The 20,448-nt window shown below is 74.3% G+C and carries 23 protein-coding genes, 1 tRNA gene and 1 riboswitch; of the genes, 11 read left to right on the forward strand and 13 right to left on the reverse strand.

Annotated elements, in window-relative coordinates:
• The first annotated feature begins 25 nt into the window (after positions 1–25).
• On the forward strand, positions 26–415 hold the full coding sequence (locus tag ACWCP2_RS31055) for a VOC family protein (RefSeq protein ID WP_450911888.1): 390 nt from the start codon (positions 26–28) through the stop codon (positions 413–415).
• On the opposite strand, the gene ACWCP2_RS31060 is transcribed toward ACWCP2_RS31055, so the two are convergent.
• The 4 genes from ACWCP2_RS31060 to ACWCP2_RS31075 form a co-directional block, all read right to left on the reverse strand.
• Positions 405–1,268 carry an ABC transporter ATP-binding protein gene (locus ACWCP2_RS31060; RefSeq protein WP_450911889.1) on the reverse strand — a complete coding sequence of 288 codons (864 nt, stop codon included), beginning with the start codon at positions 1,266–1,268 and terminating at the stop codon, positions 405–407. The genes ACWCP2_RS31055 and ACWCP2_RS31060 overlap by 11 nt on opposite strands.
• The gene (locus ACWCP2_RS31065) at positions 1,265–2,320 is read right to left on the reverse strand and encodes a FecCD family ABC transporter permease (RefSeq protein WP_450911890.1); all 1,056 of its coding nucleotides are present in this window, start codon (positions 2,318–2,320) and stop codon (positions 1,265–1,267) included. Before ACWCP2_RS31065 ends, ACWCP2_RS31060 begins: the two co-directional genes overlap by 4 nt.
• The gene (locus ACWCP2_RS31070; RefSeq protein ID WP_450911891.1) at positions 2,317–3,315 is read right to left on the reverse strand and encodes an ABC transporter substrate-binding protein; all 999 of its coding nucleotides are present in this window, start codon (positions 3,313–3,315) and stop codon (positions 2,317–2,319) included. The genes ACWCP2_RS31065 and ACWCP2_RS31070 overlap by 4 nt, the downstream gene beginning before the upstream one ends.
• A gap of 57 nt (positions 3,316–3,372) precedes the next feature.
• Positions 3,373–3,461: riboswitch (cobalamin riboswitch) on the reverse strand.
• 47 nt (positions 3,462–3,508) lie between these two features.
• Positions 3,509–4,456 carry a helix-turn-helix domain-containing protein gene (locus tag ACWCP2_RS31075; RefSeq protein ID WP_450911892.1) on the reverse strand — a complete coding sequence of 316 codons (948 nt, stop codon included), beginning with the start codon at positions 4,454–4,456 and terminating at the stop codon, positions 3,509–3,511.
• Between the two features lie 180 nt (positions 4,457–4,636).
• On the opposite strand from ACWCP2_RS31075, the gene ACWCP2_RS31080 reads away from it, so the two are divergent.
• Positions 4,637–5,095, forward strand: a complete 459-nt coding sequence (locus tag ACWCP2_RS31080; protein ID WP_450911893.1) for a hypothetical protein — start codon at positions 4,637–4,639, stop codon at positions 5,093–5,095.
• Between the two features lie 31 nt (positions 5,096–5,126).
• Here the strand turns inward: ACWCP2_RS31080 and ACWCP2_RS31085 are convergent, their stop codons facing one another.
• The 5 genes from ACWCP2_RS31085 to ACWCP2_RS31105 all read right to left on the reverse strand — a co-directional run bounded on the left by ACWCP2_RS31085 (position 5,127) and on the right by ACWCP2_RS31105 (position 7,525).
• On the reverse strand, positions 5,127–5,663 hold the full coding sequence (locus ACWCP2_RS31085; RefSeq protein ID WP_450911894.1) for a GNAT family N-acetyltransferase: 537 nt from the start codon (positions 5,661–5,663) through the stop codon (positions 5,127–5,129).
• A gap of 67 nt (positions 5,664–5,730) precedes the next feature.
• Positions 5,731–5,976, reverse strand: a complete 246-nt coding sequence (locus tag ACWCP2_RS31090) for a hypothetical protein (RefSeq protein ID WP_450911895.1) — start codon at positions 5,974–5,976, stop codon at positions 5,731–5,733.
• A 288-nt stretch (positions 5,977–6,264) separates the two neighbouring features.
• Positions 6,265–6,429 carry a hypothetical protein gene (locus tag ACWCP2_RS31095; protein WP_450911896.1) on the reverse strand — a complete coding sequence of 55 codons (165 nt, stop codon included), beginning with the start codon at positions 6,427–6,429 and terminating at the stop codon, positions 6,265–6,267.
• A 231-nt stretch (positions 6,430–6,660) separates the two neighbouring features.
• A tRNA-Trp gene (locus tag ACWCP2_RS31100) sits at positions 6,661–6,736 on the reverse strand.
• A gap of 54 nt (positions 6,737–6,790) precedes the next feature.
• Positions 6,791–7,525 (reverse strand): ankyrin repeat domain-containing protein, encoded by a 735-nt coding sequence (locus ACWCP2_RS31105; RefSeq protein ID WP_450911897.1) that lies wholly within the window; start codon positions 7,523–7,525, stop codon positions 6,791–6,793.
• 204 nt (positions 7,526–7,729) lie between these two features.
• Here ACWCP2_RS31105 and ACWCP2_RS31110 point away from each other — a divergent pair, with 204 nt between their 5' ends.
• The 5 genes from ACWCP2_RS31110 to ACWCP2_RS31130 all read left to right on the forward strand — a co-directional run bounded on the left by ACWCP2_RS31110 (position 7,730) and on the right by ACWCP2_RS31130 (position 13,267).
• Positions 7,730–8,305, forward strand: coding sequence for a DUF4352 domain-containing protein (locus ACWCP2_RS31110; protein WP_450911898.1), 576 nt, complete (start codon positions 7,730–7,732; stop codon positions 8,303–8,305).
• Between the two features lie 144 nt (positions 8,306–8,449).
• On the forward strand, positions 8,450–9,781 hold the full coding sequence (locus ACWCP2_RS31115; RefSeq protein ID WP_450911899.1) for a glycoside hydrolase family 18 protein: 1,332 nt from the start codon (positions 8,450–8,452) through the stop codon (positions 9,779–9,781).
• Between the two features lie 78 nt (positions 9,782–9,859).
• Positions 9,860–11,131 carry a serpin family protein gene (locus tag ACWCP2_RS31120; RefSeq protein WP_450911900.1) on the forward strand — a complete coding sequence of 424 codons (1,272 nt, stop codon included), beginning with the start codon at positions 9,860–9,862 and terminating at the stop codon, positions 11,129–11,131.
• 61 nt (positions 11,132–11,192) lie between these two features.
• Positions 11,193–12,386 carry a serpin family protein gene (locus ACWCP2_RS31125; protein ID WP_450911901.1) on the forward strand — a complete coding sequence of 398 codons (1,194 nt, stop codon included), beginning with the start codon at positions 11,193–11,195 and terminating at the stop codon, positions 12,384–12,386.
• Positions 12,383–13,267, forward strand: coding sequence for an aldo/keto reductase (locus tag ACWCP2_RS31130; RefSeq protein WP_450911902.1), 885 nt, complete (start codon positions 12,383–12,385; stop codon positions 13,265–13,267). The genes ACWCP2_RS31125 and ACWCP2_RS31130 overlap by 4 nt, the downstream gene beginning before the upstream one ends.
• Before the next feature lie 23 nt (positions 13,268–13,290).
• Here the strand turns inward: ACWCP2_RS31130 and ACWCP2_RS31135 are convergent, their stop codons facing one another.
• Positions 13,291–14,325 (reverse strand): sugar kinase, encoded by a 1,035-nt coding sequence (locus ACWCP2_RS31135; protein WP_450911903.1) that lies wholly within the window; start codon positions 14,323–14,325, stop codon positions 13,291–13,293.
• Complete coding sequence (locus tag ACWCP2_RS31140; protein ID WP_450911904.1) at positions 14,322–14,966, reverse strand: bifunctional 4-hydroxy-2-oxoglutarate aldolase/2-dehydro-3-deoxy-phosphogluconate aldolase; 645 nt, start codon at positions 14,964–14,966, stop codon at positions 14,322–14,324. The genes ACWCP2_RS31135 and ACWCP2_RS31140 overlap by 4 nt, the downstream gene beginning before the upstream one ends.
• A gap of 86 nt (positions 14,967–15,052) precedes the next feature.
• Here ACWCP2_RS31140 and ACWCP2_RS31145 point away from each other — a divergent pair, with 86 nt between their 5' ends.
• Positions 15,053–15,856 carry an IclR family transcriptional regulator gene (locus tag ACWCP2_RS31145; protein WP_450911905.1) on the forward strand — a complete coding sequence of 268 codons (804 nt, stop codon included), beginning with the start codon at positions 15,053–15,055 and terminating at the stop codon, positions 15,854–15,856.
• 5 nt (positions 15,857–15,861) lie between these two features.
• Here the strand turns inward: ACWCP2_RS31145 and ACWCP2_RS31150 are convergent, their stop codons facing one another.
• Both ACWCP2_RS31150 and ACWCP2_RS31155 read right to left on the reverse strand, forming a co-directional pair.
• The gene (locus ACWCP2_RS31150) at positions 15,862–17,982 is read right to left on the reverse strand and encodes a tetratricopeptide repeat protein (RefSeq protein WP_450911906.1); all 2,121 of its coding nucleotides are present in this window, start codon (positions 17,980–17,982) and stop codon (positions 15,862–15,864) included.
• Positions 17,983–18,071: 89 nt separating this feature from the next.
• On the reverse strand, positions 18,072–19,115 hold the full coding sequence (locus tag ACWCP2_RS31155; RefSeq protein ID WP_450911907.1) for a S66 family peptidase: 1,044 nt from the start codon (positions 19,113–19,115) through the stop codon (positions 18,072–18,074).
• Between the two features lie 138 nt (positions 19,116–19,253).
• Between ACWCP2_RS31155 and ACWCP2_RS31160 the strand changes: the two genes are divergently transcribed.
• The 3 genes from ACWCP2_RS31160 to ACWCP2_RS31170 are packed head-to-tail and all read left to right on the forward strand — an operon-like array spanning position 19,254 to position 20,323.
• Entirely contained in the window at positions 19,254–19,436 is a 183-nt protein-coding gene (locus ACWCP2_RS31160) for a hypothetical protein (RefSeq protein ID WP_450911908.1), read from the forward strand.
• Between the two features lie 49 nt (positions 19,437–19,485).
• Positions 19,486–19,962, forward strand: coding sequence for a helix-turn-helix domain-containing protein (locus tag ACWCP2_RS31165; protein ID WP_450911909.1), 477 nt, complete (start codon positions 19,486–19,488; stop codon positions 19,960–19,962).
• The gene (locus ACWCP2_RS31170; protein WP_450911910.1) at positions 19,955–20,323 is read left to right on the forward strand and encodes a DUF4180 domain-containing protein; all 369 of its coding nucleotides are present in this window, start codon (positions 19,955–19,957) and stop codon (positions 20,321–20,323) included. Before ACWCP2_RS31165 ends, ACWCP2_RS31170 begins: the two co-directional genes overlap by 8 nt.
• Positions 20,324–20,448: the final 125 nt, after the last annotated feature.

Below are 20,448 nucleotides of genomic sequence, written 5' to 3' on the forward strand. Positions count from 1 at the left end.
ATGTGCCTTTCGGAGGCATCCACTCATGACGGTTCAGCTCAACCACACGATCATCCACTCCCGTGACCACCGGGAGTCGGCCGAATTCCTGGCCTACTTCCTCGGCCTGGAGGTCGGAGCCCCCTGGGGCCCCTTCATCCCCGTCGAGACCGCCAACGGCGTCACCCTGGACTTCGCGAACATCCCCGCCGAGTCCCTCACCCCGCAGCACTACGCGTTCCTCGTCTCCGAGGCCGAGTTCGACGAGGCCTTCGAGAAGATCAAGCGGGCGAGGATCACCTACTTCGCGGACCCGCACGGGCAGCGCCCCGGCGAGATCAACCACAACGACGGCGGCCGCGGGGTCTACTTCCAGGACCCCTCCGGCCACGGCATGGAACTGATCACGGTCCCGTACGGCGGCTTCAAGGAGTAGGCCGCCCCCCGTCCCGCGGAAGGTGGACGATGCTCGGCGTGCCCGTCGTCGGGTGGGTTCCGACGCGGGTGCGCACCCCGTAGACCTCGGCCAGCAGGGACTCCGTCAGCACCTCCGCCGGAGTGCCCGAGGCGGCCACGCGGCCGTCCGCCAGGACGTACAGGCGGTCGCAGTACATCGCCGCCAGGTTGAGGTCGTGCAGGACGAGCAGGGCGGTCGCCGGCAGGGCGCGGACCAGGCCGAGAACCTCCAGTTGGTAGCGGATGTCCAGGTGGTTGGTCGGTTCGTCCAGGGCGAGCAGCCCGGGGTCCTGGACGAGGGCGCGGGCCACCAGGGCGCGCTGGCGTTCGCCGCCCGAGAGCCCGTCGAAGCGGCGGCCCGCGAGGGCCGCCGCGCCGACGGTCTCCAGGGCCCGCGCCACGCGGCGTACGTCGTCGGGTCCGTCCCGCTCCCAGAACCGCTTGTGCGGGCTGCGCCCCATGGCCACCACCTCGCGCACGGTCAGCCCGAAGGTGCCGGCCGCGTCCTGGGGCACCACCGCCACCCGCCGGGCACGGTCCTTGACGCCCATCGAGGCCGCGTCCACGCCGTCCAGCAGGACGCGGCCGGCGGTCGGGCGCAGGGTGCCGTAGACGCAGCGCAGCAGGGTCGTCTTGCCGCTGCCGTTGGGTCCGACCACTCCGACCGTCTCGCCGGGGCGGGCGGTGAGGTCGATCCCGTGCAGCAGCGGCTTCCCGTCGATCTCGTACCGCACGGCCTCGACGGCGAGTTCCGACGCCTCCGCATCCGCGTCCACGTCCGCTGTCTTCGCCGCCAGGCCTGCCACCGGTTCCGCCGGCCGTCCCGCCCTCATCCCACGACTCCTTCGGTACGGGTGGACCTGCGCAGCATCCACAGGAAGAACGGCCCTCCGACGAGCGCCGTGACCACGCCCACCGGGATCTCCTCCGGCGCGGCGGCGATCCGGGCGATCAGGTCGGCCAGGGTCAGGAACACCGCCCCGCCCAGCGCGGCCACGGGCAGCAGCGCCCGGTGCCCGGCGCCGACGGCCATCCGGGCGGCGTGCGGGACCATCAGCCCCACGAAGCCGATCGCCCCGCTGTAGGCCACCAGTACGCCGATGACGAGCGAGGTGAGGACGAACACGGCGGCCCGGAACCGGCCCGTGTCCAGGCCGAGCGTCCGGGCGCCCTCCTCCCCCGCGAGCAGCAGGTCGAGCGGCCGGGCCAGGGCGACGAGCAGTCCGGTGCCCAGGAGCAGGGCCCCGGCGGGCAGGGCCAGTTCGCTCCAGCGGGCTCCGCCGAGCCCGCCGAGGGTCCAGAACAGCACGCTGCGGATCTGATCGGGATGCGCGGCCAGCACCAGGACGAGGCTGGTCAGGGCGGAGAGCACGTACTGGACGGCGACTCCGGCGAGGATCAGCCGGCCGGTGGTCATGGTGCCGCCGCGCCGGGCCATCGCGTAGACGGCGACGAGTGCGCCCATCGACCCGGCGAACGCTGCCAGTGGTACGGCGGTCCCGCCCGCGAAGCCGAGGAATCCGGCGCCGAAGACGATCACCAGCACCGCCCCGGCCGAGGCCCCGGAGGAGGCTCCGAGCAGGAACGGGTCGGCGAGCGGATTGCGCACGAGGGCCTGGAGCACGGTTCCCGCGACGGCGAGGCCCGCGCCGACGACGGCCCCGAGCAGGACGCGCGGCATGCGGACGTCCCACACGATCGCCCCGAAGGCGCCTGTTCCGGCCCGGCGCCCCGGTCCCGCGAGCACGATGTCGAGGACCTGGCCGGGAGGGATCCGTACCGGCCCCAGGGCCAGCCCCGCCAGGGCCGACGCGGCCAGGGCGGCGGCGAGCAGGGCCAGTACGACCGGGGTACGGATGAACGCGCGGGCGGCCCGGGACCTCACGCGGCGTCGGGGTGGAGCTGGCCGCCGAGCGATTCGACGGCGTCGGCGACGCGGACGCCGAGCACGGCGGAGGACAGCGGCAGCACGACGAACCGCCGGTTCTTGATCGCGGGGACCTGTGCCAGCGCCGGGTCGTTCAGCAGGCGCTGCTTCTTGGCCTCGACGGTGGTGCCGCCGTAGTCGTAGATGAGGACGACCTCGGGCCCCCGCTCGATGACCTTCTCCCACGACACGTCGCCGAAGGTGTCCTTGAGGTCGGCGAACACGTTGGTGCCGCCCGCCAGCGAGACGATCTCGTTGCCGATGCCGTTGCCGCCGGAGGTGAAGGCGGAGGCCTCGCCCGAGTCGTAGACGAAGACGGCGGGCCTGGCCTCGTCCTTCACGCGTGCGCTGACGGCGTCGATGCGGCGCTGTTCGTCCGCGATGAGCTTCTCGCCGCGTTCGGGCACGCCGAAGGTCCGTGCCACCTCGGTGATTTCGGTCCTGAGCTGGTCGAGGCCGACCTTGCCCTCGGTGCAGTACTCCACGCTGAGGCGGGAGTTGATGCCGGACTTCGCGAGCCCCTCGCGGTCGCGGCCCTGCGCCTTGTCGAAGGCACTGGAGTAACCCCCGTACACGAAATCGGGATTGGCGCCGAGGAGCACCTCCTTGGAGGGGTACTCCTTCGCCAGCACCTTGATCTTGTCGTACGCGGGGCGGTAGGCGGGCAGGACGGCGTCGTCCAGGTAGGCCGTCCCGACCGTCCTGCCCTCCAGCCCGAGGGCCAGCAGGATCTCGGTGGCGTGCTGGTTCATCGCGACCGCACGCTTCGGGGGCGCCTGATAGGTGCTGGTGACACCGCAGTTGGTGACCGAGTACGGGAAGCCGGACGCGGCGCCCGCACCGGTGTTCGCGTCCGCGTCCCGAGGTCCGGGCGCTCCCCCGCACGCGGCCAGCGGTATCAGGAGGGGGACGGGCAGGAGCGCGCGCAGCAGCGCACGGGGGTACGAAGACATGGTGGAGCCTCTCCCGGGGATCCGCGTCCCCTGGTCGAACCGAAAGAGGCGGTGCGTCAGTGTCTGACTCCCGGAACCCCGCACGGCAGGCGCGGGGGCGTCCGGTCACAGTGGCGGGACCGCACCGGATTCGCACCGGTTTCCTGTCCTGCACCGCCTGGATAACCCGGCCCAGTCTGCCAGAAGCGCGGCGTCAGCGTTCCGCGCGCACCGCGCCGGCCGGCCGGGAGGCGAGGATGCGCAGCGCCTCGTCGGAGGGGGATCCCGGCTCCGCCGTGTAGAGGTAGAGGGTCTGGTCGGGGTCGTCGGGGAAGGTCAGGGACTCGTATTCCAGGGCCAGTTCGCCGACGAGGGGGTGCCGGAAGCGCTTGGTGCCGTGGGTGTGTTCGAGCACGTCGTGGCCGGCCCACCATTGCCGGAAGTCCCGGTCGACGGCGCTGAGTTCCTCGACGAGCGGACCCAGATCCGGATCGTACGGGTGCCGGCCCGCGTAGAACCGCAGCGCGGCGACGGCTCCGCGCGCGGCGCCCTCCCAGTCGGCGAAGCGCTCGCGGGCGGCGGGATCGCGGAAGAGGAACCGCGCCAGATTGCGGCCGCGCCGGCCGGGCGCACCCGGCTCGGGGGCGCGGGGCCCGGTCGCGCCGAAGTCGGCGTAGAGGGCCTCGGCGAGCCGGTTCGCGGCCAGGACGTCCAGCCGGCGCCCCATGATCATCGCCGGGGTGCCGTCCTCCAGGGCGTCCAGGACCCGGTACAGGCCGGCCCTGACCCGCTGCGGGCCGGCGGCCTCCCCGGGTCTCGGGGCACCGCCCGCGGGGCCGGCGGCGCGCCCGGGCCCGGTGGCCCGCTGGGGCCGGGCCAGGTCGAAGAGGTGGGACCGCTCGGTGGCGTCGAGCCGCAGCGCGCGGGCCACGGCGTCGAGGACCTCGGCGGAGACCTGCCGGGTACGGCCTTGCTCCAGGCGGGTGTAGTAGTCCACGCTGACCCCCGCGAGCTGCGCGACCTCCTCGCGCCGCAGCCCGGGCACGCGCCGCCTTCCCGGGTGGGCGGCGGCCCCCACCTCCTCGGGAGCGATCCGGGCGCGGCGGGACCGCAGGAAGTCCCGCAGGTCGGAACGGGGCTCGCGCCCGGCGGTGGCGGTCATTCCCCCAGGCTAGGCGGTTTCCCGGGGTGGTTCCGCCAGCAGCTCCGCCACCTCCACTCGGGGCGGGGCTGGGCGGGGCGGCCCGACATCCCGGACGGCCACCGTCCGGAGCCGCCCCCGGTGCGTCACAGCCCGGTCACAGCCGCCCCGCCGGGCCCGGCGCCGGGCGACGATGTTCCGATGCGCAGACACCACGTGATCATCGCCCTCACCGGCGCCGGACTCCTCGCCCTCAGCGGGTGCGGCGGCGACTCCGACGCGCCGGCCCCGGACAGGCCCTCCGCCTCGACCGTCCCGAGCGCCGTTCCGAGCGCCGATCCGAGCGGCAGGCCCAGCGCCGATCCCAGCGCGCCCCGCCCCGACAGCGGCCTCCCGCCGAGCCCCGCACCCGCGCAGCGCGCCGCCTACCTGGCCGCGCTGAACACGATCGACCCCGAGATCGTCAACGGCAAGGACGACAAGGCCGTGTCGCGCGGCCTCGACCAGTGCCAGTCCATGAAGGGTGAGAAGGACCCGGCCAAGCGAGTGGCCGGTGCGAACCAGCGCTTCATCGGCCCCGACCACCCCAACGGCTTCGGCCCCGTCAAGTCCGCCCTGATCGTCGCGGCCGTCCAGACCAACCTCTGCCCGGCGTACTGAGCCGTTCCGGCCGGGGTGGCGCGTTCCTCGCTCAGGCCCTGCCCGCATCCGAGGCGGCTGGCTCCGAGGCGCCCGCCTCCGCGCCTTCTTCGGTCTTGAAGGTACGGAGCCCACGGCGGTGGTAGTTGGGCAGCGCGTTCGGATGGTCCGCCGACGACGTGTGCAGCCATACCCGGCGCACACCGGGCACCAGGGCCCAGCCCTGCCGGATCGCGAGCGTCAGCGCATGGCCGCCGAGGCCCTTCCCGGTCAGCTCCGGCAGGAGTCCGAAGGTCCTGATCTCGACGTCGGCGACGGGGTGCAGGTCGTAGCAGACCATGCCGGCGGGCTCGCCCTCCAAGGTCAGCAGCCAGCACCTCCGGTCCGGATGCTCGGTGAACCAGGACTGCCACTCCTGCGGGCTGCGGCGGGCGCTGCGCCACTGGTACGGCGCGCCGATCCTGGCCATCAGGCCGGGTACGGGCGACAGGTCGTCGCCCACGGCGACGAGCGCCAGTCCGGGGACCGGAGCACTGGGAACGAGCTGACTCGGGTCCGTCATCTCCACGTACGTCACGGTCTCCGTCACCCGAGGAAGGCTACGCCCTCCGGAGCGGGCAAAAAAGCGACCCGGGAAGTCCTCCCCGGGTCGCTTGTCAGGTGGGTGGTTGGCCACTGCCGGTGAAGGCCACCTCGCCGCGCTTCCTGCTCGGCCCATCGCTGGTCCTGATGGATCCTTCCTTGCCGTCCGGCATGCGCAGGATGGCCGCGCGAGCGTTCAGCAGCTCCCGCTCGAGCGCGGGATCGTCGGCGGTGAGGGAGCCGAACCACGTCTTCGCCCGAGCGCCGTCGTCGAAGATGGAGATCCGGGCATGGACTGTCCGTTCGATGCCGTCGATCACCAGTACCGCGTCACTCTCAAGTTGTCTCGGCATGCCGTAAGTGTGCACCCCCAGGTCCGCGGCGGTCGCCACCCTCGACAGCCCGCGGCGAGGATCGGCCCGCGGCGGTCCACCGTGTTCGCGTCGACTGTCAGTGGCTGGGTCTAGCGTGGACACATCATCCGCGAGCAGTGCTCTGACTTGCGGGGAGGCTGCGGGCTGCAGCGCACGAAACCGCCCCACCGGACCCCTGCGGGGGACAGCGCCCGGCGGGGCGGAAGTGTGTCGGGCCCCGGCCGGCGCCGGTTCCTAGGCAGCAGGTCTGACCTCGCCCCGGATCGCCGCGGACCACTCCTCGAGCAGTTCCTCGTACCGTGGTGAGGCTGCCCCACCCGCGGCGACGAGCGCCCGGATCTCGCGGTTGATCTCCGCGAGAGGGCGCACAGGACCGCGGCCGGGCGGGGTGCTGGACATGTCGCACAGGATATCGGGCGCAGGTCTGCGCGCCGTAAGATCCGCCGCATGATGCGGACGGTCGTGCCCGACGTCGGCGAGACCCTCATCCGCGATGACCGGTACGGGACTTACTGGGCGGACCGGCTCGGCGTACCCCGGCACTCGACGCGCGCGCGGGCGCGGGCGCGGAGAAGCCCAGGTTCGGAATGCTCCGACCTGGGCTTTGTACCGGGAAGACCCTGATGGGCTTGGCAGGGGTGGCAGGGCTCGAACCTACGACAACCGGTTTTGGAGACCGGTGCTCTACCAACTGAGCTACACCCCTTCGGTGAGACCAACCATGCCACGGCGCACCCTGAAGATCCACTGAATTCGGGGGTCAGCCGCGAGGAATTTCAGCCCGGGTCAGCGCGCCGGTGGATCGGAGCCATTCGATGAGCGGAGCGTCGTCGCTGGTCAGTGCGATGTCGAGGGGGGTCTGGCCGCCGTAGCCGATCCAGTTGATGTCCGCTCCCTGAGACAACAGGTATTGGGCTGTGGACAGTTGGCCCCCGTGGCACGCTCCCCAGAAGGCGCCGGTGACCTCCTCCGGGTCCGCCCCCGCCGCGACGGACGCCTCGACCGTGGTGAGCAGTCCCAGGGTGGCCGCGTCCTGGAGGGTGGGGCGGGCGCCGAGTTCGAGGAGTCGGCGCGCCGCCCGCCACTGTCCGAAGCCGGTCGCGTCGGCCAGCGGGGTGCCGCCTCCCAGGACCGAGCCCGGGGCCTCGATCGGCGCCCCGGCCCCGACCAGGGCGTCGATCGCGGTGACGTCGTCGTTGCTCGCCGCCCAGTGCAGCGGGGTCTCCTGGTGCGAGCCGGCGAAGCGGGCCGCCGGATCGGCTCCGGCCTCGACGAGGGTACGGATCACCTCCGCCGTCCGCGGGGAGTGGCCGGGCCAGTCCACGGCGACGTGCAGCAGGCTCCGCTCGCCCGCCGCCTCGCCCCGCTTCACGATCCGGCCCGCCGCCAGCCCGGGGTGCGCGGCCAGCAGCAGCCGGAGCCCGTCCAGGTCGCCACCCCGGATCGCGGCCGTGACGGCTTCGGCGAGCGGGTCGTCCGATGGGAGGGAGAGCATGCGGCCCAGGCTACGGGCCATGGGCCGCAGCCCGGCCGCCCCCGCCCCCGGCCGCGGTGCGGCGCGGGGTCGCGAGCCGTGCCCGCGCGGAGGATCGTGGACGGGGTGAGGAACCGTACGGGGTCGGGCTCTTCGGGTCGGCACCGGCCGGTGCAGCCGGAGCGGCCGGAGCGGCCGGAGCAGCCCGTGCGGCCGGAGCAGCCCGTGCAGCCGGTGCAGCCGGACCATCCGGATCGACCAGTGCGGCCGGTCCGGCGCGGTACCGCCCGGCGGGGCACGCGTGCGCTCGCCGGCCTCGTCCTGCTGACGGCCGCTCTGCTCCTCGGCCCCGCCCTCCCCGGCCCTGGCGGAGGCTCCGGTGCGGTCGCCGCTCCGGGCCCGGACGCCTCCGGTGAGACCGTCTCCCTCAGCGGGACCGCCCCCGGCGAGCGGCTCGACGTCACCCTCACCCGGGTGGCCGACCCGGCGGGTCCCGCGCCCGGTGACGCCGACCGGCTGGTCTCCGTAGAACTGCGCCTGGAGAACACCGGGACGGCCGTGTACGAGGACTCCCCCGCCGCCGCCACTCATCTGCTGGACTCCGAGGGGCGCCGGTTCGCCGGTCTGAACGCGCCGACGGGGGCCGGTGCCGCCTTCGCCGGCACCGTCATCCTCGACCCCGGCTCCACCGCTGCCGGCTTCGTCGCCTTCCGGGTGCCTCGGGACGCGGGCCTCGCCGCGGTCCAGTTCGCCCTCGACGGCGGGCTCGCCAACGACGTCGGGCAGTGGAGTCTTCCCTGAGGACCCCGATCCGTCCCGCCCCGACACCCGCCCGTCCGGAACGAGTTGCCCCGCCCCCTTGACCCGCTGTGGTCCAGACCAATAGTTTCCGCATGCACAGCGCACGCGCCCCGGCACCACTCACCGCATCCGCAAAGGAAGCCCATGCGCCGCAGCATGCTCGGCAGGCTGGCCGTCGCCGCCTGCTCCCTCTCCCTGCTGACCGCCTTCGCCCCCGCCCACGACGGCGCCGGCCACGGCGGCTCCGGGCACGGCCGCTCGTACAAGAAGGTCGGCTACTTCACCCAATGGGGCGTCTACGGACGGGACTTCCAGGTCCAGGACCTGGAGAAGAACGGCAGCGCGAGCAAGCTCACGCACATCAACTACGCCTTCGGCAACATCAGCGCGGACGGCAAGTGCTTCACCGGCAACATCCCCGGTGAGGCCGACGCCTGGGCCGACTACGTCCGGCCGCTGGACGCCGAGAACTCGGTGGACGGCGTCGCCGACGACTGGGTGCAGCCGCTCGCCGGCAACTTCAACCAGCTCCGCGAGCTCAAGGCCAAGCACCCCGGCCTCAAGGTCCTGCTCTCCCTGGGCGGTTGGAGCTGGTCCACGCACTTCTCGGACGCCGCGCTCACCCCGGCCTCCCGCAAGGCCCTCGTGTCCTCCTGCATCGACCTGTACATCAAGGGCAACCTCCCGCAGGACGGCACCCGCGGCGGCGCGGGTTCGGCCGCCGGGATCTTCGACGGGTTCGACATCGACTGGGAGTGGCCCGGTTCGGCGGGCGACACCGACACCACCTACCGTCCCGAGGACAAGAAGAACTTCACCGCGCTGGTGAGCGAGTTCCGCACCCAGCTCGACGACTACGCCCGCAGCCAGAAGCGCAAGGCGAAGTACGAGCTGTCCGCGTTCGTCCCGACCGCCCCCGCCAAGATCGACGCGGGCTTCGACGTCCGCCGGATCATGCGCGACCTCGACTTCGTGACCCTCCAGGGCTACGACTTCCACGTCTCCGGCGAGGCGACCACCGCGCAGCAGTCCGCGCTGTACGCGAGGAACGACTTCAGCGTCGACGGCACGGTGGACGCCTGGGAGCGGCGCGGTGCGCCCGCGGACAAGCTCGTGATGGGCATGCCGTTCTACGGGCAGGGCTGGACCGGCGTCAGCGGCGGCGGGGACGGCATGGGGCAGCCCGCGACGGGTCCGGCTCCGGCCGCCTGGGCGAACGGGTACGCCGACTACAAGGAGCTCAAGCAGCTCGCGGCGTCCGGTACGTACACGCTCCACCGTGACCGCCGCAACGGCAGCGCCTGGCTGTTCGACGGCACCACCCTGTGGACGTACGACGACCCGACGGTGCTGCGCGCCAAGACCCGGTACATCCGCGAGGAGGGTCTCGGCGGCGCGATGTTCTGGTCGCTGGACGCGGACACCGCCGACGGTGAGCTGATGACCGCGGTCGACCAGGGCCTGCGCGGCCACTGACGGCCCGCCCCCGAACAGCGCCGCCGGGCCGGGGAAAACGACCCGGCCCGGCGGCGCCCCAGCCCTTACGCTCCCCGCATGAAGACGCAGACGGTACGGGCGCTCAACGCGCTCACCTCCCGCTGGGCCGGACACGCGGCGGCGGACGGCACGGGCACGGTGTTCACGGCCGCCGGTGTCTGGCCGCTGCTGGCCCTGGTCGCCGACGGCGCCTGCGGACCCGCCCGCGCCGAGCTGGAAGAAGCCCTCGGGATATCCGCCGGCACGGCGGCCGGGGCCGCCCGGGAGTTCCTCGCCGCCCTGGACGGCGTACGGGGCGTGCGCGCCGCCACCGGCCTGTGGGCGCGGCGGGACCTGCCGCTGGAGGCGGCCTGGGCGGCCCGGCTCCCCGCCGGGACCCGGGGCATCCTCAGCGGCGACGCGGAAACCGACGCCGCTGCCCTGGACGCCTGGGCCCGCGAGCGCACCGACGGCCTCATCGAGCGGATGCCGGTCCCCGTCGACGAGGAGACGCGTTTCGTGCTGGCCTCCGCGCTCACGCTGCGCACGCGCTGGATCCAGCCCTTCGACACCTGGCCGGCCGAGATCGGCGAAGGCCCGTGGGTGGGGCAGGAAGTGCAGGCGCTGAGCCGCAGTACGAGCCTCCTCGACCGGGTCCAAGTGGCCCGGGGGCCGGGCGGGTTGGTGACCCTGCTGGAGGTCGTGGGCGACGGCGGGGTGGACGTCCACCTCGTCCTGGGCGAGCCGCAGGCTCCGCCGGGGGCCACTCTCCAAACCGGTGTCGCGGCCGTCACCCGGACGATCCCGTCGACGGGCGCGAGCCTGCTGCCCGAGGGGAACCCGGGGCCGGGACTGCGCATCGGGAGCGTCCGCTCGGACCGCCCCGAACACCGGCTGGACATCCGCACGGTGGCCTTCGAGGTCCAGGCGGACCACGATCTCCTCGACCCGGCGGGGCTGTTCGGCCTGCACAGCGCCTCGGACACCCGGAGGGGCCACTTCCCGGGCATCAGCGGCGAGCCGCTGGCCGTCGGCGCCGCCCGGCAGTCGGCCCTGGCACGCTTCCACGCGGAGGGGTTCGAAGCCGCCTCCGTGACGGCGATCGGGTTCGCGGCCGGCTGCGCGATGCCCCGGCTGAGGTACCGCGTCCGACGGGCCGAAGTCGCCTTCCGCCGCCCCTTCGGCTTCCTCGCCGTCCACCGGACCTCGCGCCTGGTGCTCGCCGCGGGCTGGGTGGCGAACGCCCTCCCGTACGAGGAGAAGGACTTGGCGGCGAAGGAAGCGGAGGAAGCCGAGGCGTTCGAGGCGTTCGAGGCAGCCGAGGCAGCCGGGGAACGGGCAGGGCACTGACCCGGTCCCGCGGCCGCTCCCGCTCCCGCTCCGCCCGGCCCTTCCCCGTACGCTCCGCTCCATGAGGAACTCGACGGTGGAAGCGGTCAACCGCCTGACGGCACGGTGGGCGGCGCGGTCCGCGGACGCGGACGCCGCCGGAGGCACGGTGTTCACCGCGGCCGGGCTCTGGCCGCTGCTGGCCCTGCTCGCGGACGGCGCCGACGGCCCGGCCCGCACCGAACTGGAGCAGGCGCTCGGCCTGCCCGCCGACACCGCCGCCGAGGCCGCCCGCGAGCTGCTGACCGCCCTGGACGGCGTACGGGGCCTGCGCGCCGCCACCGGCCTGTGGGCGCGGCGGGACCTGCCGCTGGAGGCGGCCTGGGCGGCCCGGCTGCCCGCCGGGACCCGGGCCGCCCTCAGCGGGGACGAGGACGCCGACCGCAAGGCCCTGGACAGCTGGGCCGCGGAGCGCACCGGCGGTCTCGTCGAGCGGATGCCCGCCGAGGTCGGTCCCGAGGTCGCGCTGGTCCTCGCCTCCGCGCTCGCGCTGCACCTGACCTGGGAGCAGCCCTTCTCCGAGCGGCGGACCCAGCCGGCGCACGGCCCGTGGCGCGGGCGCCGGCTGCGCGGGCTGACCGTCAGCCACGCCTTCCCGGAGCGGATCCGGGTGGCGCGGGGGCCCGCCGGCCCGGTCACCCTGCTCCGTGTGCCCGGCGCGCCCGGCGCCCTCGGCGCCGACGTGCACCTGCTGCTCGGAGAAGCCGGGGCCTCGCCCGGGGACGTCCTGGCGACCGGGATCGCCGAGGTCGGCGGCGCGCTCGGCTCAGCGACCGCGGCGGAGCTCCCCGACGGCGCCGCGGGTCCCGGGCTGTCCCTGAGCACGGTGGACTCCACCAGTCCCGCGCCCGTGGTCCGGATCGGCACGGTGGCCTTCGGCATCCGCGCCGAGCACGATCTTTTGCGGCAGGCCGAACTGTTCGGGCTCACCTCCGCGGCCGCCCGCCCGGGCCACTTCCCCGGCATCTCCGCCGTCCCGCTGGCGGTCGGCTCCGCCCGCCAGTCCGCCGTGGCCCGCTTCCACGCGGAGGGGTTCGAGGCCGCGGCCGTCACCGCCGTCGCCATGTTCCGCGGGGCCGCGCGGGTGCGCTCGTACCGGGTCCGGCAGGCCGGTTTCGACGTGGACCGGCCCTTCGGCTTCCTCGCCGTCGACCGGCGGTCCGGTCTCGTGCTGTTCGCGGGCTGGGTCACCGACCCCGATACGCTCAGCCGATGACTTCCGACAGGATCGACGCGGCCGACTCCGGCACCTGGCTCCTCGGCGACCTCCCGGTCCGCCGCATCGGGTTCGGCACGATGCGCCTCACGCACCTCGCCGACGGCTCCCCCAGCGACCGGGACCGGGTGACCGGGGTGCTGAGGCGGGCGGTCGAGCTGGGCGTCAACCACATCGACACGGCCGCGTTCTACTTCTCCCCGACCCGCTCCGCCAACGAGCTCGTCAACCGGGCCCTCTCCCCTTACGCCGACGAGCTGGTCATCACCACCAAGGTCGGGCCGGGCCGCGATGCCTCCGGCGAGTGGTGGTGGGCCACGCCCGGGCAGCTGCGCGGGCAGGTCGAGGAGAACCTGCGCCAGCTCGGCCGCGACCACCTGGACGTGGTCAACCTGCGCGTCCCGCGCCAGGCGACGAGCGGTTCCCTCGCCGAGCACTTCGGGGCGCTCGCCGAACTGCGCGCGGCCGGGCTGATCCGGCACCTGGGCGTGTCCAACGTACGGCCGGACCACCTCGCCGAGGCGCGGGCCATCGCGCCGGTGGTCTGCGTGCAGAACGCGTACGGGATCGGTTCGCCGGCCGAGGAGCACGCCTTCCTCGACGCGTGCGGCGAACAGGGCATCGCCTTCGTCCCCTTCTTCGCGATCGCGGGCGCGGGCAAGGAGGCCGGAGGGGTCACCGAGGAGGGGCCGGCGGTACGCGATCTCGCGCGGGCCCACGGGGTGTCCCCGGCCCAGCTCCGCCTGGCGTGGACCCTGAGCCGGGGCGCGCACGTCCTCGCGATCCCGGGCACCGGGAATCCGGAGCACCTGGCCGAGAACGTCGCCGCCGGTGCGCTGCGGCTGACCGCCGAGGAGACGGCCCTGCTCGCGGCGGCGTAGCGAACCCGGCGAGCACGGGCCCGTCAGGCACCGGCGCGGGTTGCCCGTCCTGTGCCCGGGAGGCGGTCGCGGTGGGCGGCCGCCAGGGCGGCCGTTTCGGTGAAATCGGGGACGCGTCCGGTGCCGCCGCGGCCGGACACGGAGAGGGAGGCGGCCGCCATCGCGTACGCCACGGAGTCCGCGAGACTGTCGCCCAGGGCGAGCCGGGCGGTGGCGGTGCCGGTGAAGCAGTCCCCGGCGCCCGTCGCGTCGACCGGGTCGGGGTTGAGCGGGACGGGGAGGTACGCCGCCTGCGTACCGTCGTCCAGCAGCAGCCGGTCGGCTCCCGCCGTGACGGCGACCGTACGGGCGCCGAGGGCCCGGTAGCGGGCGGCGGCCTCGGCCGGGTCGTCGGTGCCGACCAGGGCCAGGGCGTCGGCCGGGCAGGAGGTCTTCAGCAGCCCGGTCAGCGGGGCGATGCGGGCCAGCAGGGTCCGGGCCTCGTCCCGACTGGTCAGCCGGGAGCGGAAGTTGGGGTCGTAGGAGAGGTGCCCGCCGGCGCCGTGCACGGTCTTGGCGGCGAGCAGGACGGCTTCGCGGCTGCTCGGTGACAGGGCGCCGGTGATGCCGCTGGTGATGAGGGCCGTGGAGCTTGTCAGCAACTCCCGCCAGGAGCCGATGTGTTCCACCGAGAGGGTGGAACCGGCGCTGGCGGTGCGCCAGTACACGAACGCGCGGTCGCCCTCGGTGTCGGCGGCCAGCAGGTAGGCGCCGTTCGGGCGCGGGGAGCGGCGTACGTGGGAGACGTCCACGCCGAGTCCGGCGGCGCGGGCCAGCAGCGGGACGCTCAGCTCGTCGTCGCCGACGACGGCGAGGAGGGCGGTGCGGGCTCCGGCGGCGACGGCGGCGGCCGCGGCGTTGAGGGCGTCCCCGGAGAAGGAGACCCGGGCGGGGGTTCCGTCGGCGGCGTCCCGCAGGGCCGTCTCGGCGTGGATCTCGACGAGGACCTCGCCGAGCACGAGGACGTCGTACCCCTGCGCCCCGGCGGCGGGCCCGCCCGTGGGCCCGGCCCCGCTCACGCCCGGACCTCCGTGCCCGCGCAGTGAGCGCAGCAGGGCTGGGCGAGGCCGGCGAAGACGGCGGCCAGTTCGCCCGGGTCGGCGGGCAGGCCGCTGCCTATCCCGACGGCGGCGGCGCCGGCCGCGAGCCAGTCCCGGACCTCGCCCGGCGCGATCCCGCCGGTCGGGATGATCAGGGCGTCGGGGAGGACCGCCTTGAGGGAGCGGATGAAGGCGGGTCCGCCCACGTGGGCGGGGAACACCTTCGCCGCGCCGCCGGAGCGGACCGCGGAGGCGATCTCGCCGGGGGTGAAGCCGCCCTCGACGAAGACGGCCCCGCGCTCCAGGGCGACTTCGCGGACCTCCGGGGCCGGGTACGGGGAGATGAGGAAGGCGGCGCCCGCGTCGAGCGCGGTCCGCGCGGCCTCGGCGGTGGTGACGGTGCCGACTCCGATGAGGGCGGGCCGCCCCTGCGCGTCGGTGAGCGGCACGGTCCGGGTCACGGCCTCGGCCCAGCCGGGGGTGGAGGTGGTGAGTTCGACGGTGCGGCAGCCGGCGGCGAGCAGGGCGCTGGTGTGGCGGACGGCCTCGTCCGCGTCGGCGTTGCGCAGGACCGGCAGCAGGCGCTGCGCGGTGATGGCCGCGTACGGGTGACAGGACAAGGAGCCCTCCATTTGTTCCACGTAGTGGAACTTGGTATTGTGTAACGGAACTTCTGCTGCAGACCATACCCACCTCGGGAGATCCCTTGTCCACGGACGACAGACCCGGGAGCACGGAGGCCGAAAGCACCTCGCGCGGCGGACGGACCTCCGCCGCCGGTACGGCGCTGGAGAAGTCGATGCGGATCCTGGAGGCCGTGGCCGCGCCCGGCGGCCCGCACCGGCTCACCGACGTCATGGCGGTGGCGGCCGTGCCGAAGTCGAGCACCTTCCGCATCCTGGCCTCCCTGATCGAGCAGGGCTTCGTACGCCCCGAAGGCGAGAGCCGCTACGGCGTCGGCCCGCGGCTGCGCGCACTGTCCGCCCTGGTCAGCGGCGGGGAGCCGGCCAGCATCGAGCGGATCCTGCGGGAGCTGCAGGAGGCCACGGGGCAGGCGGTCCATCTCGCCCTGCACAGCGGGGAGACCATCACCTACATCCGGAAGCTGGAGAGCGAGCAGCAGCCCTTCCAGACGGCCTCGCGGGTCGGCATGCGGATGCCGCTGCACACGACCGCGATCGGCAAGAGCATCCTGGCCGGGCTGCCGGCCGCCGAGGCCCGCGAGCTGATCGCCTCGGCCGGGCTGCCGCGCCGCACGCCGAACACGCTGACGACGCGGCAGGCCCTGGAGGCCGAGCTGGAGCGGGTGCGGGAGCGGGGTTTCGCGCTGGACGACGAGGAGAACGAGGCGACCATCCGGTGCATCGGCGCGGCGGTCCTCGGCGCCGGCGGCCGTCCGGTCGGCGGCGTCAGCATCACGACCGTCACGTTCCTGGTCTCCCGCGCGGAGATCGAGACCTGCGCACCCGCCCTGCTGGCCGCCACCCGGGCACTGGCCCCGCTGCTCTAGGTCGTCTAGGCAGGGTCCTGCCGGTCGGCCCGGTGCAGCAGTTCCCGGGCCGTGCGCAGGTGCCGGTGGCCCGGTTCCAGGACGGACTCGGCGCGTGCCAGGGCGACGGTCAGGACCGCCGCCGCCTCGGGGGCGCGGTCCCGGGCGAGGAGGGCGCGGGCCCACTCCAGGCGGGAGTAGAGGGCGTGCGGGTGGTCCTCGCCGAGCACCCTGGTCCGGTCGGCGGTGAGCTCCGCCCAGGCCCGCGCCGCCTCGGCGGTGCGCCCCGCGCGGGCCGCCAGTGCCGCCATGCTGCTCCGGATGGCGAGGGTGTGCGGATCGTCGGGACCGATCCCCTCGGCGGCTTCGGCTTCGGCCAGCAGTTCCCCCAACTCGGCTTCCGCGACTGCTGGTTCCCCCGGCCGGAACCAGATCAGACTGCGCCGGGTCGCCAGCACCTGCGGGTGCCCGGCGCCCTGGACCCGTAGGCGGTCGGCCAGCAGCGCCTCCAACTGGCGTGCGGCGGTGCGGGGATCGCCTCCCTCGCCGGTGAAATAGGCCAGCTGGTGGCGCGCCGCCAGGGTGTCGGGGTGGTCGGGTCCGAGCACCTCCCGTGCGTCCACGAGCAGCTCCGCGAACTGGGCCGCGGCGGCCCGGTGGTTCCCTGTCTCCCCTACGAAGAAGGCCAGTTGATGCCGCGCCGCCAGGGTGTCGGGGTGCCGGGGCCCGAGCCGGCCGGCACGCCGGCGGGCGATTCCGGCGAGATCGGCGGCGGCCCGGCGCGGTTTCCCGGAGTCCCCGACGGCGATGGCGAGCGGCAGTTCGGCGCCGGGGACCCCGCCGCGCGAGGCCAGGCCGAGGGCTTCGACGGCCCGCGCGAGGCGGCCCTCCTGATGGGCGACGAGCCCCATGTCGTAGGCGTCGGCGGGCTCCACCAGGGGCAGCAGCCCGCGCCATAGGTGGTCGGGCACCGGACCGCTGCCCGGCGCGTTCAGCAGGTAGTCGAACGCGGTGAATCCGGCCCCGAAGTTGCCGATGAGCAGCCCGCTCGTGGCGTAGGCGGCGGCGCAGGCCCAGTCCATGGCCTCGGCGAACGGCTCGGGCTGGAGGTCCCCGCCGCCCCGGGCCGCCAGATAGGGGGCGTGCAGCTCGCGCAGCCACGCGCGGCTCACCGGGCGGCGCAGTCCCGCCCGGCGGCAGTCCACCGCCGCCGCGACCACGGCGGCGCCGCGCGGATTGGCTCCCGGGGCCCAGGCGTTCTCCCAGGCGGCCAGGAGTTCCGGTCCGGCCGCCAGCACCTCCGCGACCCCGAACCGCTCGCCGGCGCGCAGTGCGGCCCCGATGCGCGGATCGCCCTGGTGGGCGGCGGCGCGGCCGCGTTCCGCCCTGGACCAGTGCCGGGGCAGCCGGATGACGGTCGCCTGGTGGAGCAGGTCCCGCTGGGCCCGCCAGGCGTCCCGGTCGGAGCCGGTGAGGCGGCTCTCCTCGCGGGCGTCGTAGCGCCGGTACTCTTGGACCCGCATCGTCGCGATGACCACCGTCGCTTGCAGGGAGGCCAGTTGTGCGGCGCTGAGGCCGCCCGCGCCGAGGTAGTCCTCCAGGTCGTCCAGCCACAGCAGGGCGCGGCGCCGGCGCCCGGCGATCCGTACCGCTTCGGGCAGTGCGGCGCGGGAGAGCGGACGGACGAAGGCGTGCCGGGGGTAGCGGGTGCGGGCCACCTCGTAGGCGAGCCGGGTCTTGCCCGCCGTGGACTCCCCCACCACGAGGACGAACCGCGTCCGCTCCAGGGCGGCACGCAGCCCCGGTTCGGCGTCGCGCCGGATGTACGCGGGCGGGGCCGCGGGGGCCTCGGCCGGGTGGGCTCCCGCCAGTTCGGGGCGGTCCACGTGGCGCAGCAGCGGGATCCGGCCCGACGCGGTGCGCAGCACCTCCCCGGCGGCGTGGGGGTCGGCGCCCTCCCCGGACGGCCGCGTCAGCTCGGCGGCGAGTCCGGACAGCGTGGTGACGGCGGCGCCGATCCCGGCGGCCCAGGGCCCCGAGGTCCACACCGCCGCCAGCGCCACCGCACCCGCTCCGAGCCCTACCGAACCCAGGTATCCGGCCCAGCCCCTCGCCCGGCCGGATCCCCTGAAGAGCAACGCCGACATGCCGCCCCCAACACGTCCCGTGGGAGCCCCATTGTCACCCCGGACCCGGCCGTGGGAACCCCAACGGGCCCACGTCCGGCCGATGTTCGTCAGTACGTGACGAAGACCCGGCGGGCCGGGCCGTCCACCCGGACCCGGCCCCCGACGGGGATCACGATCTGCGGGTCGGTGTGCCCGAGGTCCACGTCGAAGACGGCCATGGTGCCGGGGGCGTACTCGGCCAGGGCCCGCAGGACCGCCTCGCGCTGCTCGCGGCGGTAGCGTTCCCGCTCCCCGGTCCCGTGGCGGTTCTCGAAGGACCAGCTCTTGGCCCGGCCCATCAGGAGGGCGGGGAACTGCCGGAGCAGTCCGCGCTCCCCCATGCCGCGCAGGATCCAGTAGACCTCCTGGGCCCGCGGCATGTCCTCCGAGGTCTCCAGGAAGAGCACCCCGCCGGCGTACTCCTCGGCGGGCCGCACGGCGCGGTCGGCCATCAGGAGCCAGGAGATGATCTCCAGGTTGCCTCCCCAGCTGATTCCCTCGACCACCCGGTCGGCCTGGTGCCAGGTCCAGCCCCCGGCCGGTTCCAGTTCCGGTTCGGCGTCGAAGGTGCGGGGGTCGTCCCAGGGGCCGTTGACGTCGCCGCTGGCGTCGGCGGGGGTCAGCTCGTACGCGCCGGAGGTGAACAGCGCCGCCCGCAGGGACCGTTCGGTCAACGGGTGCAGGGCGCCGGGCCGTCCGAGTTCGACCATCACCGAGCCCCCGTGATAGGAGACCAGCCCCAGATCCCTCAGGTGCAGGAGCAGGTTGGTGTTGTCGCTGTAGCCGAAGAACGGCTTGGGGTGGGCGCGCAGGAGATCGGCGTCGAGGTGCGGGAGCACCGTGATCTGGTCGTCGCCGCCGATGCTGGCGATCACCGCCTTGATCCCGGGGTCGGCGAAGGCGGCGTGGAGGTCGGCGGCCCGCTGCTGGGGCGTCGCCCCCATCTTCCGGGTCGTCGGATACTCCACCGGCTCCAGCCCGAACTCCTCCCGGAGCCGGCGCAGTCCCAGTTCGTAGGGCTGCGGGAAGAGCTCGGGCAGGCCCGCCGAAGGGGAGAGCACCGCGACGCGGTCTCCGGGGCGGGGCTTGGCGGGGTAGCGGGGATCCGTCATCCGGTGATCATAGGAGCGGCCCCGGCCGCACCCGAAGGGGTTTTCCCCGGCTCCCGGACCTCTCACGGAGGCGGCCCACGGACGGCGGACGGCGGACGGCGGGGCTCGTCGGCGCCCGGTTTCGAGGCCATCGGGCCCATGGTGCGGGGGAACGCCAACACCGCGGACGCCGCGGAGAAGGGGCACGCCCTCGATCCCGACGGGGTCGCGGTCGATCATCTGGACCGGATCGGGGTTCCGACGCTGGTCGTCGGAGCCGATCACCACCTGCCCTTGCGCGCCCCTGGGCACTTTCTCGAACTCCTCCACCGAGTTCCCTAACCTTCCCTATTAGTCTGCATCAGCCCCTCATAGGGTAGGATCCGGAAGCATGAGTGACGAAGGACGTGAGCTGTACTCGGTCGGCGAGGTCGCCGAGCTGCTCGGTCTGCACGTGCGGACGGTGCGCAACTACGTGCGCGACGGCCGCCTCAAAGCCGTCCGGATCGGCAAGCAGTACCGGATCAGCCGCGCGGACTTCGAGGCGCTGACGAGCCGCCCGGCCCCGGAGGCCGGGGATTCCTCCGCCGCCGGGGAGACGCCGCGGCGGCACGTGGAGGTGTCGAGCATCCTGCAGATCGACGCGATCGGTCCCGACGCCGCGAGCCGGCTCGCGAACCTGGTCACGGCGAGCGCGCAGTCCCCGCGGGCCGCTCCGGCGGCGCTGCGCGTCCAGACGGTCTACGACAAGGAGCGCGCCCGCATGAAGATCGTGATCCTCGGCGACGCCGCCACCACGGCCGATCTGCTGCACCTGGTGGACGGGGTGCTCGGCCCGGGCAACGGAATGGGGAACGACGATGACTGACCTCCTGGTGGAACACCACGGCGTACCGGTCCTGGTCTGCGCCGCGGACGGCCCGACGGTCGCCACCGAGCAGGACGCGCTCGACCAGCTCATCGGCGGCGCCTTCTACCGGACCGACATCGTCGCCGTCCCGGTGGAGCGGCTGGACGCCGGCTTCTTCGACCTGCGCAGCGGGCTCGCCGGGGCGATCATGCAGAAGTTCGTGAACTACCGGGTCCGCCTCGTGGTCGTCGGCGACCTCTCGCCCCACCTGGAGGCCAGTGCGGCGCTGCGCGATCTCGTACGGGAGTCGAACGAGGGCCGCCACATCTGGTTCCTGCCCGATCTCGACGCCCTGGCCGCCCGCCTCGCCCCGGCCTGACCCGGGCCGGGACCGGGACCGGGACCGGGACCGGGACCGGGACCGGGACCGGGACCGGGACCCGGGCCGGGACCCGGGCCGGGACCCGGGCCGGGCGCTCCGGATTCCGCATCCGCGGAATCGGC

The sequence above is a fragment of the Streptomyces sp. NPDC002104 genome, from assembly GCF_053593795.1.